The sequence below is a fragment of the Allolucifera butyrica genome (assembly GCF_900476375.1).
GTDB classification, from domain to species: Bacteria; Bacillota; Negativicutes; order Sporomusales; family UPPP01; genus Lucifera; species Lucifera butyrica.
Map to the genome: position 1 here is coordinate 18681 of NZ_UPPP01000053.1, position 15423 is coordinate 34103.

The window sequence follows — 15423 nt, forward strand, 5'->3', positions numbered from 1 at the left end:
TTTTCAGTCCACCAAATTTTCCATTGCCAGCAGCCGGTCAAACAACGCAAATACTTCCCCGGCATTATACAGGTCCCGGGTTAAACTCACCTGCATGTACAGCCTTCCGCCCAGGATGGAAGACGCCACCAGAATGGCTTGGGGTTTAAAATAAAAATAGATGGCATCGACCATCTTTTCCAGCACCGGATACGATATAACTCCTAAACTGGAATAGGTAAGCGTGAAGTTTCCCAGCGGAGACCTGGCCGGCACCGGCTTTTGGCAAAGCTTTAAACACCGTAATTTCACTTTTTCATAGGACGGAGAAATGGCGGCAAACAGACAGGACAGACTATAAGGAATTCCTCTTTTAAACCACTTGAATACGGACTTTACCTGTTTTTCCATCTCACCGGCCCGGAAAAACTGCGCCGGTAAACTGACTATTAAATTGCCGTAGGTATCCTCCGGCGAATAAGGCATCAGCGCGTGCATGTCCATGGGCATGGAAACCAAAACCCGCTGTTTGTCCGGGTCATGCTGCAGAAATCCCTGCGCCAGCTTACCGCACATATATTCCGTTAAGGTCATTCCCTTGGCCTTGCACCGCGACCGGATCGCTGCTGTTTCTTCCCGGCTGAAACCGTAGGACTTAACGGCATACTCATTGCTTTCTGCGGGCTGCTTGCCGCGGCTTAAATCCACCGTGTCCTGCACCGCTTTCCTGCCGCCTTTCAGCAAAAAAGCGGCAAGAAAGACCGGCAGCCATAAGAAGGCTCCGGTCCTTTTCAGCCAATGTAAACTTTTGTCCCGCCAGGTTGCATCGGTGAGTTGACCGCCGTTTCTGTCGCCGGGCTGGTCACCGGCATAATACTGCAGCCATTTTTGAATCCAGTAAATGAAGCAGCGGCCATTGGCCAGAATATGATTCATGCAGATGATTACGGTATTTTCCGCCACCACCGAGATATAGAAAGGCAGGCGGGCATTGGTCGGATAATACTGTTTTAGAATAGCCTCCTGATCATAACGCTGGCTCAGCTGCCGTTCCTCAAAGCAAAGCAGCCATTCCACTTCCCCGGCGCTGAACCGTCCCCAGGTAAACCGGTTTTTAGCCGGACACTCGATAATTTTCGTCTGCAGCAAGGGATTCTCCAGAATGAGCTGCCGGTAGCTCAGCGCCAGTTTTGCCATATCAATTTTCTCTTTTAACACTACGGTTGACATCATACAGTTCGAAGAATTAAATTCCTCGGTTCCCAAAAAATAAAGACCTGCCAGTTGCACCAGTTCCATCTTCCTCACCCCATCTTCCGGATAATCCCGCGCAAAATTTTGGCATTTTCAGCGACATAACCGGGCTCCAGCATCAAATCATGGGGTCCGGGCCCTTCATACTTGGCAAATCCCCCCGCAGTTTTTGGCCCCCATTCGTCAACCACGGACAGGTCCGGTTTCTGCAGGGAATAAATATGATAAATATCGGCGGCAATCCGGCTGTCCTGAATCAGTGAATTAAGATATCGCAAATAATTCACCGTATTCTTCTCAAGGAATTTCTTTATACTGCTTTTTTCCGCCGCCGCAACGGCCATATCTTCTAAAAATCGGTCGACCCGTTCCATTAAAAGTCCTATACTTTCGTCCGGTATTTTCGCATACTGGCAATCAATCAGCAGGATCCCCGCCACGGCATAACCCTGGCGCTCCAATTCCCGGGCGACTTCAAACGTCAAGACTCCCCCGGCGGAATAACCGGCCAGTATATACGGGCCCCGGGGCTGTATGCCAGTAATGTCGTTTACGTATTCTTGCACTTTATCTTCCCCTGCCGCTAAATTAAAGCAATATAAAGTGCAGTCGTCCAATTCATCCGCCAGATGCCGGTAGATTAATCCCAGAGGTACCGCCGGCGGGAAGAAAAATAAATTGCGCCGGCTGCAATCCCGGGCTTTAAACACGGTATAATTATTAAATACTTGTTTGACCGAAGCCGCCGTTGCCGCATACTGGACAATCTGTTTGACCGTAGGGGTTTTAAAAATTTGTTCATAGGGAATTGTCATTCCCATCTTCTCGCTGATTCCGGCGACAAGGGCAATCACTTTCAGGGAATGGCCGCCGAGTTCGAAAAAGTTGTCTTCTATGCCTACCTTTTCCACTGCCAAAACTTCCTGCCACACTTGCGCCATTCTCGCTTCCGCCTCATTGCGCGGCGCCACGTACTCCGCTCCCGTCCGGATTCCTCCCGCCGGTTCCGGCAGCGCCTTCCGGTCGATCTTCCCGTTCGGCGTCAACGGCATCTTCGCCAGTTGCATCACGCTCGCCGGAATCATATAATCCGGCAGGCTTTGCTGCAATTCCTCCTTCAGCCTGGCCGCCGCCACCTCCTTTTCCGCCACGATATACGCGCACAGATACTGGTAGCCGCTGGCCTCTTGCTTCGCCACCACCAGCGCTTCCGTTACGGACGGCTGTTTCAACAGTTCCGCCTCAATCTCGCCCAGTTCCACCCGGAACCCTCTCAGCTTGATTTGATGGTCCATCCGGCCGATAAATTCCACCGTGCCGTCCGGACGCCAGCGCGCCAGATCCCCGCTCCGGTACATCCTCTCTCCCGTTACAAACGGGTCGGTAACAAATTTCTCCGCCGTCAGTTCCGGCCGGTTTAAATATCCCTGGGCCAGACCGTCCCCTGCAATGCACAGCTCTCCCGTCACTCCCACGGGCTGCAGCCTTCCCTCCGGATCCAGAATATAGAGACGGGTATTGGCCACCGGCTTGCCGATGGGAATGTTTCCTTCCGTATCCGCCAGGCCGTTGATTTCATGGTACGTGGCAAATACGGTCGTCTCCGTCGGACCGTACATGTTCACCACCCGGCCTTTTCCCAGCGCCGTGAAGGCTTTCTTCACATGCCGGGGCGAAGCCGCTTCCCCGCCGAACAGAATTTTCCGCACCTGTTTCAGACTTTCCAGGTTTACATCCACCAGGGTATTGAACAGGGCCGTGGTAATAAAGAAGACCGTTACCTGTTCGGTTTCGATGATCCGGGCCAGCCGGGGCATATCCAGCACCGCCGCTTTGTCAATCAGCACCAGTCTGGCTCCGTTCAACAGGGCGCCGTAGATGTCAAACACCGAACCGTCAAAGGCATAGTTGGATAACTGCAGCAGTACGTCACTGCCGGTTATCGTAATGTAGTTCGTATTTTTGACGACCCGCACCACATTGGTGTGCATAGTCAGATTTCCTTTGGGCTTCCCCGTCGACCCTGAAGTATAGATCACATAGGCCAAGTCCCGGGCCGTATTTTCTTTGGTCAGGTTCGCCGTATCGCCCTGGTACAGGGCCGGATCGTCCACATCGAGGAGGTCGCCGGCAAAGCCGGCCGCGGTGGACAGTTCCGGCCGGGTAATGAGGAGCCGGGCGCCACTGTCGGCCAGCATATAAGCAATCCGGTCCGGCGGATAGTCCGGGTCGATGGGCAGATAAGCCCCGCCGGCCTTCAGAATACCCAGGATGCCGGTGATCATGGCCGGTGAGCGGTCCAGCAGCAGGCCGACGATGGTGTTGGCCGTGACGCCGCGGCGGCGGAGCGCCCGGGCCAGCTGGTTGGCCCGGCGGTTCAGCTCGGCATAGGTGAGCTGCCGGTCGCCGAAGGTCACGGCAATCCGGTCCGGGTTTTGCGCGGCTTGTTCTTCGAATAATTCCGGGATGGTTTTATCCCGGGGATACTCCGTTGTCGCCGGATTGAAGCCGGCCAAAAGCTGCTCTCTTTCCGTCGCCGTCAAAAGTTCAATATCCGCCAACTTGCTGTCCGGCTGCGCTATAATTGCGCTCAGGACCGCCATAAAGTGTTCGGCCAGCCGTTCCGCCGTTGCCGGCTTAAATAACTGGGTATAGTATTCAACCAGGCATTCCAGCCGGTTGTTGAGTACCATCGCTTCCAGGGTCAAATCAAATTTAGCCGTTTTATGTTCCACCTCATAGGGAGAAAATTGCAGGCCATCCATTTGCAGAGCCGCCGTATCCGCGGTTTGCAGCGCAAACATGGTGTCAAACAGCGGATTCCGGTTTAACTGACGCGGTATATCCAGCTTGTCCACCAGTTCTTCAAACTGATAATCCTGATGCTCATAAGCATCCAGCGCATTAGCCCTGACTTCCTGCAGGAATTGCCGGAAGTTTTTTTGTTGTTCCGGATAGTTACGCATGGCCAGGGTATTGACAAACATGCCGACCATATTTTCCAAATCCGCATGGGGCCGGCCGGCAATGGGCGAACCGACGATGATGTCTTCCTGGCCGCTGTATTTGGCCAGCAACACGTTATAGGCCGCCAGCAGCACCATATACAGGGTTGTCCCGGTTTCCAGGGCAAGCCGGTTTAACTGCTCCGTCACTTCTTCTCCCAATGAAAAGGTTAGCCGGCCGCCCTCAAAACTTCTGACCGCCGGCCGCGGATAGTCGCCAGGCAGGGTAAGTACGGGCAGTTCCCCGGCAAAAGTCCGCAGCCAGTAGGCTTCCTGTTTTTTAAATGCCTCAGTCCGAAACATAGCATTCTGCCAAACGGCAAAATCTTTATATTGAACCCGCAGCGCCGGCAACTTCTGTCCGCCATAAAGCTGTGTCAGCTCTTTAACCAGTATTCGCAGGGACACCCCGTCACCGATGATGTGATGCATATCAAACAGCAACACATGTTCCTCTTCAGCCAGTTCGACCAGTCCCGCTCTTAAGAGCGGTGCCTGGCTCAAATCAAAGGGGCGGACAAAGTTTTGCGTTATTGCCGGGATCGTTGCTTCCGTCCCGGAAATCCGCTCGACGGTAAATTCTACTCCGGCGTGAATTTGTTGTACCGGTTCACCGTGGAGAACTTCAAAAGAAGTCCGGAATGCTTCATGCCGTTGAATCAGTTTTTGCAGACTATCCTCCAGCCGCTGTTTGTCTAATATACCGGTTACCCTGAATACGGCCGGCATATTATACGTTGTATCCTCCGCCTGGAACCGGTTGAGAATAAACATCCGCTTCTGCGCCGAAGAGACCGGATAATATTCCTGTCCGGCTGCCGGCTCAATACTGGCATAATCATTCTCAGCCGTACTTTCAACCGCTTTGGCCAGTTCCCGGACAGTCGGCGCTTTAAACAGTTCCGTAAGCGATACGTCGGCACCCAGCTCTTTATGAATTTTAGTTGCCAGGGTGATTGCTTTTAAGGAATGGCCGCCTAAAGCGAAAAAGTTATCGTCAATCCCCACCTTGGCCACTTGCAAAACATCCTGCCAGATTTGGACCAGTTTGGCTTCCATTTCATTCCGCGGAGCTACGTAAACGATTCCCGTATTCAGGCTGCCGTCGGGTTCGGGCAGAACCTGCCGGTTAATCTTGCCGTTTGGCGTCAGCGGCATCTTTTCCAATTGCACAAAGCTGGACGGAACCATGTAATCCGGCAGCTTTTTCGCCAGGTGCCGCCGCAGTTCCTCGATGGTAAGCTCCTGATCCGCCGTAAAATAAGCGCACAAATATCTCTCGCCATTTCTGTCTTTCCTGGCCATAACGACCACTTCTCTGACCGACGGCTGTTTTAAGAGTTCCGTTTCGATTTCTCCTAACTCAATCCGGAAACCCCGTATTTTTACCTGATGGTCAATCCGGCCCAAATACTCGATATTGCCGTCCGGCAGCCACCGGGCCAAATCGCCGGTCCGGTATATCCGTTCACCGGGCGCAAACGGATTGGCCACGAACTTTGCCGCCGTCAGCTCCGGCCGGTTCAAATAGCCCCGGGCCAGGCCGTCCCCGCCGATACAAAGCTCCCCCGCCGCGCCAATGGGTTGCAGTTGATTGTTTTCCGCCAGGATATACAATTGGGTATTGTCAATTGGTTTGCCGATGGGGATGGACTCCGTTTCCCTTTCCGGCCCGCAATCAAAATACGAGGCGTCGATGGTTGCTTCCGTGGGTCCATATTGATTAATCAGTTTGACTGCCGGCTGTTGGTTAAACAGTTTATGAAATCTTGCAACCTGCTGGTATTGCAGCGCTTCCCCGCCGGCGAACACTTTTTTTAGACTCGCCAAAGGCGCTATATTATTTTCTTCCATGTATTCCAAAAGCATTGTTAACAGGGAAGGAACAAATTGGACAATGGTAACCTTATTTTCCCGGACCGCCTGAACAATTTCCGCCGGGTCCTTTTCGCCTTTGGGTTTTAAAAAGCAAAGCTGGGCTCCGGCCATTCCCCACCAAAACAGTTCCCACACCGATGCATCAAAAGTAAAAGGCGTTTTTTGCAGAATCACATCGTCTTCGGTCAGGGGGTAGCGGTTTTGCAGCCAGCTCAGCATATTTATCAGGGAATGATGCTCAATTTCAACCCCTTTGGGGTTCCCTGTTGACCCGGAGGTATAGATTACATAAGCCAAATCCCGCGGCCTGTTTATTAAGGGCAAATTGGCGGCATCCCCCGTATACAGTCCCGGATGCTCCACATCGATGGTATGGCCGCTGAAGGGGACCGCCGCAACCAGACGGCTCTGCGTCAAGAGGAGCGTAACCCCGCTGTCTTCCAGCATATAACGGATTCTTTCCGCCGGGTAATCCGGATCGATCGGCAGATAAGCGCCGCCCGCTTTCAGTATAGCCAGAATGCCGAGCATCATTTCCGGCGACCGGTCCACCATAATGCCGACAATGCTGTCCGGCTGGACTCCCTTGCTGCGCAAGACCCTCGCCAATTGATTGGCTTTGCTGTTTAGTTCCTGATAAGTCAATTGTTTTCCCGCAAAAACCACCGCTATGTTGGCCGGCGTTTTAGCCGCCTGCGCTTCAAAAAGTTCCTGCACCGTCTTATCCCGGGGATAGACTTTTCCGGTCTGGTTAAATTCCTGCAACAGCTGTTTTTTCTCGTCTTCTGTCAGCATTTCGAGATCCGTCAGTTTTTCTGCCGGCTGGATTACGATACTTTGCAGTAGATTGACAAAGTGCCGTCCCAATCTTGCCGCCGTTTCCCGCTTAAACAGTTTGGTAGAGTATTCCAGAGTAATTTCTAAATGGCCGCCCATTTCGACTGCTTCGATATTCAAATCAAATTTAGCGGTTTTATGGGCAAACGGAACCGCACTGAACTGCAGGTCACCAATTTGGGCGGCTGATTCCCTCCTGTTTTGCAGGGAAAACATAACATCAAACAACGGATTCCGGCTTAAATCCCGCGGCAGCGCCAGTTTGTCCACCAGGTCTTCAAACTGATAATCCTGATGTTCATAGGCAGCCAGGGCATTTGCCTTTACTTCCTGTAAAAAATGCAGGAAGTTTTTATCTTTTGCCGGAAAATTCCGCAGTGACAGCGTATTGACAAACATGCCGACGAGATGCTCCAAATCGGCATGGGGCCGGCCCGTAATCGGCGAACCGACAACGATGTCTTCCTGGCCGCTGTATTTGGCCAGCAGCACATTGAACGCTGCCAGCAGCACCATATATAACGTTGTTCCGGTCTGCCGGGTGAGTTTATTTATTTCGCCGGTCAACTGGTCTTCCAGCACAAACCGCAGCCGGTCTCCCGCAAAGCTTTTAACCGCCGGCCGCGGATAATCGCCGGGCAGATTGAGCACCGGCACCTCTCCCGCAAAGGTCTGCAGCCAAAATTCTTCCTGCTTTCTAAGCCGCTCTCCCTGCTGCATTTTGTTTTGCCAAACCGAATAATCTTTATATTGGATTCTGAGTTCCGGCAATCCCTGTCCCCGGTATAAATCAGCCAGTTCTTTGACTAAAATGCCCATGGATACCCCATCCGAAATAATATGGTGCATATCAAAGAATAAAACATGCCGGTCCGCCGCCAGTTTCAACAGGCCCAGCCGCAGCAGCGGTGTCTGGCTTAAATCAAAGGGGCGGATAAACGTTTTAAGCAGACTGTCAATATCGGCTTCGGTCCCCTGCAGACTGGCAATCGCGAACGCAACGTCCGGGTGCACCCGCTGTACCGGCTCGCCGCCGGCGAATTCAAAAGAAGTTCGCAACGTTTCGTGCCGTTGAATCAGTTTTTGCAGCGCATCCTGCAGCCGCTGCCTGTCTAAAAGGCCCTCTACCTTGAATACGCCGGGTAAATTATAGGTCGTATCGTTGCTGCCAAACTGCTGCAGAATAAACATCCGCCTTTGCGCCGGAGAAACGGGATAATATTCCTGCCGGGGCGCCGGTTCGATGGCCCCGTAATCAGTTGCCGCCCTCCCCGCCATATTCTTGACCAGCTCCTGGATGGTCGGCGCTTTAAACAGGTCCGTCAACGATACCTCGACGCCAAATTCTTTGTGAATTCTCGCCGCCAGGGTTATCGTCTTCAGCGAATGGCCGCCCAGCTCGAAAAAGTTATCTTTCATTCCTACCCTTTCGACGCCCAGCACTTCCTGCCAAAGCCGGGCCATCCTTGCTTCCGTTTCATTGGCCGGCGCCACATATTCCGTCCCCGTATGGATACCGGCCTCCGGTTCCGGCAGCGCGTTCCGGTCAATCTTCCCGTTCGGCGTCAGCGGTATGGCCGCCAGCTCGACAAATGCCGCCGGCACCATGTAGCCCGGCAGTCCCCGGTTTAAATGCTCCCGCAGTTCGGCCACGGCCACTTTCCGGCCGGTTACGAGGTAAGCGCACAAATATTTTCCGCCGGCGCCATCGTCCTTCGCCAGAACTACCGTTTCCCTGACCGCCGGATGTTTACCCAGTTCCGCCTCAATCTCACCCAGTTCCACCCGGAAACCGCGAATCTTGACTTGCTGGTCCATGCGGCCCAGATACTCCAGGCTGCCGTCCGGCAGCCACCGGGCCAGGTCACCTGTCCGGTACATCCGCTCACCGGGTATAAACGGATTGGCGATGAACTTTTCCGCCGTCAGTTCCGGCCGGTTCAAATAGCCCCGGGCCAGACCGTCGCCACCGATGCAAAGTTCCCCGTCCACTCCTACCGGCTGCAGTTGATTGTTTTTTCCCACAATATAGATGCGGGTATTGTCAATCGGCCGGCCGATTGACGGCAGCATATCACCGGCCCCGGCCGGGTCTACTTTGGCGCAGGTCGCCACCACCGTGCTCTCGGTCGGACCGTAATGGTTGACCAGGTCAAAAGGCAGATTCCGCGGCGGGCGGCGGTGCAGCTGATCTCCGCCGGTCAACAGGGCCCGCAGCGGCGCATCCGCCGGCCATTCTTCCCCTAAGAGCGCCTCGGCCAGGGGCGTCGGCATAAAGCTGACCGTAATTCCGGTTTCCCTGAGCCACCGGATCAGACCGCTTAGGGAGGACCGAATTTCCTGATTGGGAATGTATAATCCCGCCCCGGCGGTCAGGTAGGGCCAGATTTCCCACACCGCAGCGTCAAAGGCCGGACCGGCCAGCAGAGTGGCCCGGTCTGCTGCGCTAAGGCTATAGGTCCGCTGATGCCAGGTGATCAGGTTTACCAGGCTGGCGTGCTCAATCTCCACCCCTTTGGGTTTGCCCGTCGAACCGGAAGTATAAATCACATAGGCTAAATCGTCCGGCTTTTGTTGCAGGTAAAGATTGGTCCGGTCGCCGCTATACAATTGATGGTCCTCCAAATCAACCGTTTCGCCGGTGAAGGCGGTTTTCCCCGCTAGATCCCGCTGCGTTAAGAGAACCGTCGCGCCGCTGTCCGCCAGCATGTAGCCGACCCGTTCCGCCGGATAGTCCGGATCAATGGGCAGATAGGCCGCTCCGGCTTTCAGAATGCCCAGCAGTCCGACCAGCATTGCCGGGGAGCGCTCCGCCAGTATCCCCACGACGTGGTTGGCTTTGATTCCTTTTTGCCGCAGTTGCCGTGCCAGCTGGTTGGCTTTGCCGTTTAATTCCTGATAACTCAGCCGCTCCATACCCAGAGTAACCGCCGTATTGTCCCGGACTTTCGCCGCCTGTTCTTCAAACAGGCCGACGACAGTCCGGTTCTGCGGATATTCCGTCCGGGTCCGGTTAAAACCATCTAACAGTTCCTGCCGCTCTTCGCCCGTCAATAAGTCAATATCCTTTACCGATACCGCAGGGTTCCGCAGTACCTGGTCTATAACCGCCAAGAAATGACCTTTTAGCTGCGCAACAAAACGCGGCTCATATACCAGTGCGTTATACTTGAATTTTATAATCAACTCATTGCTGAGAACGGCGATCAGGTTGAAATCATAATTTGTCTGTTCATACGCTTCGGCCGCGCCAATGGTAATGCCTGCCTCAGCAGCATTGAGTCCTGCTTCGGCCGGATAATTTTCAAAAGCGACAATATGGTCGATCAGGTTGCTTTTCAGACTTGTTTTGGCCTGGATTTCAGCCAGTGGATAGTAACTGTAGCGTTCCGATTCTACGGCGGAATGCTGAATTGCCTTGATTAATCCGGTAAAGGTGTCCTCTTGGCCGCACTGGATTCTGACCGGCAGGGTATTGATAAATAAACCCACCATCGTTTCGATGCCGGCAATCTCATGCGGCCTGCCTGATACGACAGCCCCGAACACCACATCAGCGACGTCATTATACTGCTGCAGAAGGATTCCCCAGGCAGCCTGGATCACGGTATTCAACGTGACACTGTTTTTTCCGGCCAGCTCTTCCAGGCCCTTTCGGGTACGCTGCGTCAGCCGAAAAGAGACTTCGGCAGGTTCATATTTTTTCCCGGCGCCTGTGCCGCCAAACTGCGGCAGCGAAGCCGTTTCCTCATAACCGGTTAAATATTCTTGCCAGTATAACGCGGCTTCTTGCCGGTCCTGTTTCGCCAGCCATTTAATATAATCGCTGTAGGGATAAACCTTGGGCAAATCGGGTTCGCTGTTTTTCCTTAATGAATTATAAATCGCTAAAAATTCCCGGCGGATAATTGCCATGCACCAGCCATCCATAATAATATGGTGAAAGCTCCAAATCAGTTCGTAGGATTCGTTGTCCGTTTTCAGCACACTGATCCGCAGCGGCAGGTCCTTCCTTAGATCAAAGCCCCGCCGCCGGTCCGCCTGTTTAAATTCTTCCATAAACGGTTTCTTTTCCCCCGCCGGCAACTGGCTAATATCTTCAAAACAAATTTGCGCCTGGCGCGTTTTCATAACAGCCTGGACCGGTTTGTCCACATTTTCATATATAAAAACAGTCCGCAATATGTCATATCTGGCAATAAGCCAATTCAGACTGGCTTCCAGGTCCCTAATATCCAGCTTGCCTTTTACGGATAGGCTGCTTTGTTCAAAATAGGCGTTTGATTCCTGGTCCAGCAGCGAATGATACAGCATGCCCTCCTGCATGGGCGATAACAGATAGATATCTTTTATTTTATTCTCTTTGGGCCGTTCCTTACTCATAAAACTCCCTCCCAGCCGCTCTGCTAAAATAAACAGAGGATCCCCCTAATTTTAATGAATGCCGCTCAATTGTGCGACTACTACTCAATATCACGCAAGCCGGCTTCCAGCGCCTCCAGACCTTCCAGCGAAATATCGGCTAACGTAAAGTCGCTGGGGGTCATCTCACTGGTGTCGCATGCCGCGCAATGGTCGGTAATACGGGTTAGATTTTGCAAATAAAGATCGGCAAAATGAACTATGGTTTCTTCTTCATATTCCGCTTGACTATATGTAAAATGCAAGGTTAGCCTTCCTTTGACAACCATGCCGCTGATATCCAGGGCATACAGATTTTCCATGGATGGGGAAATCAATCTTCCTATCGGCATGTCCGCTATGTCAAACAGTTCTGTAATCACATCGCCGTCAAATTGTCCAAGATAGTTAAAATTAATTTCCGGCTTCAGTTGGAAATTAAGAGTCTGCTTGTTTTCCGGCCTGGTCAGGTACTGCAAAATCCCGTAGCCGGTTCCTTTGTTCGGTATCTGCCGCAGGGTTTCTTTCACTGCTTTGATCCGGTACGCCAGGTCCCGGCTGCCGCTCATGTCCAGCACGACAGGATACTGGGCGGTAAACCAGCCAATGGTTCTGGCTAAATCAAGCCCCTTTATGATTTCTTCCCGGCCGTGTCCCTCCAGATTGACCATTACCTTGTCCACCCCGGCCCATTCTTTAACCGTAAGCCCGAGCGCGGCAAGCAGGATATCATTTACCTCGGTGGTGTAAGCAGCGTTTGTCTGTCTGAGCAAGCGTTCCGTTTCCGCTTCCGTCAGCCGGAGTTGAATATGAGCATTGGCCGCGCTCTTTTTTTCTTTAGCCGTTCTGTCTTTCGGCAGCGGCTTTACAGCGGCTTTCTCCATTCCCTGCCAGTATTCCGTCTCACTCAGCAATTCACGGCTGTTAGCATACAGATAGCATCCGTCCGACCAATCTTTAAAGGAACTCGTCTTGTCCGGAAACGCTATTTCCTCACCCTGTAATGTCTGCCTGTAACCGGTGAAAAAATCCTGCAGCAGGATCCGCCAGGAGACTCCGTCAATGGCCAGATGATGAATAACGATTAACAGATAGTCCCTGGCTTTGGTCTTAAACAGCCCCAGCTTAACCAGCGGTCCCTCGGCAAGATCAATACTCTCTTGCAGCCGCTCGGCCTCTTGCTCTATGATTTCCCGGTAATTTTCACTGTCTAGCAAATGGACCGTTTCCAAAGAAAACAAGTCTCCTTCCAGGCCCCGGTTAAATTGGACGGTGCGGCCATCTTGCCCGGCTCTTACAACCAGCCGCAACGCATCATGATGTTCGGCCAGCCTGGCGAAGACCCGGCGGATACAACTTTCCTCAAACCGGTTCTTGCCGCCTAACATGACGGCCTGGTTAAAATGATGCCGGTCCGGAAAATTTTGCGCCAGCAGCCAGTGCTGCATCGGAGTAAAACCCACTTCGCCCCGGATGATTCCCTGCTCAGCCTTCCGGCTTGCCACTTTTACCTGGTCCGCCAGCTTTTCAATTACGGGATACTTGAATATATCCCGCATATCAAGGGTCAGTCCGTACTGGCTCAGACGGGACAAAACCTGAATCGCCTTAATCGAGTCCCCTCCCAGACTGAAAAAATTATCTTTCCTGCCCACTCTGTCGACCTTCAACACCTCTTGCCATACTTTAGCCAGGATTGCTTCCGTTTCACTGACGGGTGCAACATATTCGACGCCGGTGTTAACCGGACCGGTTGGTTCCGGCAGGACCTTACGGTCCGCCTTGCCGTTCGGACTCAGTGGCATCGCCGCCAGCGGGACAAAATATGCCGGGATCATATAATCCGGTAAATTGGCGGCTAAGTGGTCCCGCAGTTCCGGTACCGTAAGCTCCCGTTCGGCCACATAGTAAGCGCAAAGATATTTATCGCCGTCTTTGCCCGTTTTAGCAACGACAACGGCTTCCTTTACGAAAGGCTGTTTTACCAGTTCGGTCTCGATTTCTCCCAGCTCAATCCGGAACCCTCTGATTTTTACCTGATGGTCAATCCGGCCTAAAAATTCGATATTACCGTCCGGCAGCCATCTGGCTAAATCGCCGGTCCGGTACATTCTAGCGCCGGGAACAAACGGGTTGGCGGTAAACTTTTCCGCCGTCAGTTCCGGCTTGTTCAGATAGCCTCTGGCCAAACCGTCGCCGGCAATGCATAGTTCCCCCGCTACCCCTACGGGCTGCAGCTTATTATTTTTATTTACGATATACAGCTTAATATTATCGACTGGTTTGCCGATCGGAACGGTTTCCAGACTGCCGCCGGTTGAACAGTCAAAATACGACACATCCACGGTTGCCTCCGTAGGGCCGTATAAATTGATTAATTTAACGCCCCGGTCGGCAAACAGCCGGTTAAATTGATTGGCATGCTCCGGATTCAGGGCTTCGCCGCTGGCAAATACCCGTTTCAGACTGACCAGCCTGGCTAAATCCGGCTGTTGCTCTATATAATGTAAGAAAATGCTCAGCATGGAGGGCACAAAATGCAGCGTGGTTACCTTATTTTTCTCAATGGCCTTGACAATTTCCGCCGGTTCCTTTTCGCCTCCCGGTTTTAACAGACAAACGCTGGCACCGGTAAAAAACCACCAGACAAGTTCCCATACGGACACGTCAAAAGTAAAAGGCGTCTTCTGGAGGATCACATCCTGCTCCGTCAATTGATAAAACTTCTGCATCCAGTGAATCCGGTTGATAACGGAATAATGCTCAATCATAACCCCTTTGGGTTTGCCCGTTGAACCGGAAGTATAGATTACATAAGCCAAATCGCGCGAAGTATGTTCCGGCGGCAGATTGGAACCATCGCCGCAATAGATGCCTGCAGCCTCCAGATCAATGATCCGGCCTTTAAAGGAGAGCCTGCTCTGCAGCCGGTTCTGCGTTAACAAGATTTCGGTTCCGCTGTCTTCCAGCATATAGTGGATCCGTTCGGCAGGATAATCGGGCGAAATGGGCAAATAGGCCCCCCCGGCTTTGAGGATGCCGAGAATACCGATGATCATTTCCAAAGAACGTTCCACCATAATGCCGACGATATGGTTGGCTTTCACACCATTTTGCCGCAGTTCTCTTGCCAGTTGATTCGCCTTTTCGTTGAGTTCCCGGTAAGTAAGCCGCTGCTCTTGAAAGGTTACGGCAACACGGTCCGGAGTTTTTTCAACCTGCTCTTCAAACATACTTTGAATGGTCCGCTGATGCGGGTAGGAAGCTGCCGTATCATTAAAAGCAAGGAGAATCTGTCTTTTTTCGGCCGGTGATAACATCTCGATGGCTGCCAGTTTAATCTGCGGATCCTCCGCCACTTCCCGGAAATAATTAAACAGGTAATGAATTACCTGTTTAATCCTCTCCGCCGTATAAAGAGCAGCATTATATTCCACCGTAGCCGTCAGGGAATTGCCGCTCAGTAAGAAGGAAAATAGGGTATCGCTTTGCAAATCATCACTGATTTTTTTCTCGTGAATATTCTCCAGTAAGACAACCGTTTTATAGGCTAGCTCCCCGCTGTCGGCCAAGCCCAAATTTAGCTGTCCATAAATTTTATCCAGCGGATAGTTTTGGTAACTATCCGCTTCCATGACAAGGTCTTTGGTCTTAGCCAGAAGATCTTGCAAAGTGTCTGCCGTATCCAGCTTGCTTCTGAGGGGCAGCATACTGTTAAAATACACCTCATCCGCATCCTGCTTAAATATCGGCATACCAATCAAAAGATCGCTGTTATCCGTATACCGGTACAGCAGATACTGTATCCCCGACAACAGCATTACATAGACGGCATATTCGGATTGATTGGTCAATCGCCGTATGCTTCTAAAAATATTGTCAGGAAAGGTACTCTTAAAGATTCCTTTAACATATTCCCGGTCATTGGGAACCTTGTCGCCGGGAAATCCGGCGGGATTGATCTCCCCGTCCAACTTGCCCAGCCAATAATTTTTTTCTTCTTCATAATCGCCGCTGGCTACGGCAATATTCTGGGAATGTTTATCCAACAGCATGTTGCTTCCCTCCT

3 protein-coding genes are annotated in these 15423 nt (G+C 52.2%); all 3 read right to left on the reverse strand.

The features are described from left to right. Nucleotides 1–3: 3 nt before the first annotated feature. Nucleotides 4–1278, reverse strand: coding sequence for a hypothetical protein (locus LUCIF_RS01595; protein WP_122626127.1), 1275 nt, complete (start codon nt 1276–1278; stop codon nt 4–6). Between the two features lie 5 nt (nt 1279–1283). Further along, the gene (locus LUCIF_RS01600) at nt 1284–11336 is read right to left on the reverse strand and encodes a non-ribosomal peptide synthetase (protein ID WP_122626128.1); all 10053 of its coding nucleotides are present in this window, start codon (nt 11334–11336) and stop codon (nt 1284–1286) included. A gap of 80 nt (nt 11337–11416) precedes the next feature. Further along, a complete protein-coding gene (locus LUCIF_RS01605; protein ID WP_122626129.1) occupies nt 11417–15409 on the reverse strand; it encodes a non-ribosomal peptide synthetase in 3993 nt (1330 codons plus the stop codon). Nucleotides 15410–15423: the final 14 nt, after the last annotated feature.

Excerpts from the sequence above, each read along its gene's own strand:
- LUCIF_RS01595 (WP_122626127.1), bottom strand. The coding sequence starts at position 1,278 with ATGGAACTGGTGCAACTGGCAGGTCTTTATTTTTTGGGAACCGAGGAA.
- LUCIF_RS01600 (WP_122626128.1), bottom strand. The coding sequence starts at position 11,336 with ATGAGTAAGGAACGGCCCAAAGAGAATAAAATAAAAGATATCTATCTG.
- LUCIF_RS01605 (WP_122626129.1), bottom strand. The coding sequence starts at position 15,409 with ATGCTGTTGGATAAACATTCCCAGAATATTGCCGTAGCCAGCGGCGAT.